Genomic DNA, 1,173 nt, shown 5'->3' on the forward strand with positions numbered 1-1,173 from the left:
GAGCGGACCAAGCCGCACGTGAACGTTGGTACGATTGGTCACGTTGACCACGGCAAGACGACGCTGACGGCAGCGATCGCGACGGTTCTGTCGTCGAAGTTCGGCGGCGAAGCGAAGAAGTACGACGAAATCGACGCGGCGCCGGAAGAAAAGGCACGCGGCATCACGATCAACACCGCGCACATCGAGTACGAAACGGCGAACCGCCACTACGCGCACGTCGACTGCCCGGGCCACGCCGACTACGTGAAGAACATGATCACGGGTGCGGCGCAGATGGACGGCGCAATCCTGGTGTGCTCGGCCGCAGACGGCCCGATGCCGCAAACGCGTGAGCACATCCTGCTGGCGCGTCAGGTTGGCGTTCCGTACATCATCGTGTTCCTGAACAAGTGCGACATGGTGGACGACGCTGAACTGCTCGAGCTGGTCGAGATGGAAGTTCGCGAACTGCTGTCGAAGTACGACTTCCCGGGCGACGACACCCCGATCATCAAGGGTTCGGCAAAGCTGGCGCTGGAAGGCGACAAGGGCGAGCTGGGCGAAACGGCGATCATGAACCTGGCCGACGCGCTGGACACGTACATCCCGACGCCGGAGCGCGCGGTGGACGGTACGTTCCTGATGCCGGTGGAAGACGTGTTCTCGATCTCGGGCCGCGGTACGGTGGTGACGGGTCGTGTGGAGCGCGGCGTGGTGAAGGTCGGTGAGGAAATCGAAATCGTCGGTATCAAGCCGACGGTGAAGACGACCTGCACGGGCGTTGAAATGTTCCGCAAGCTGCTGGACCAGGGTCAGGCAGGCGACAACGTCGGTATCCTGCTGCGCGGCACGAAGCGTGAAGACGTGGAGCGCGGCCAGGTTCTGGCGAAGCCGGGTTCGATCACGCCGCACACGCACTTCACGGCCGAAGTGTACGTGCTGAGCAAGGACGAAGGCGGCCGTCACACGCCGTTCTTCAACAACTACCGTCCGCAGTTCTACTTCCGTACGACGGACGTGACGGGCTCGATCGAGCTGCCGAAGGACAAGGAAATGGTGATGCCGGGCGACAACGTGTCGATCACGGTGAAGCTGATTGCGCCGATCGCGATGGAAGAAGGTCTGCGCTTCGCTATTCGTGAAGGCGGCCGTACCGTCGGTGCCGGCGTCGTCGCAAAGATCATCGAGTAA

General features: G+C 62.3%; 1 protein-coding gene. It reads left to right on the forward strand.

Translation table 11 applies throughout. From position 1 onward, the window contains the following. A partial coding sequence (gene tuf, locus HMPREF3115_RS16800; protein ID WP_043279591.1) for an elongation factor Tu occupies nucleotides 1-1,173 on the forward strand: 1,173 nt, incomplete at its 5' end.

This window comes from Burkholderia sp. HMSC10F09, from assembly GCF_001806955.1.
GTDB classification, from domain to species: domain Bacteria; phylum Pseudomonadota; class Gammaproteobacteria; order Burkholderiales; family Burkholderiaceae; genus Burkholderia; species Burkholderia multivorans.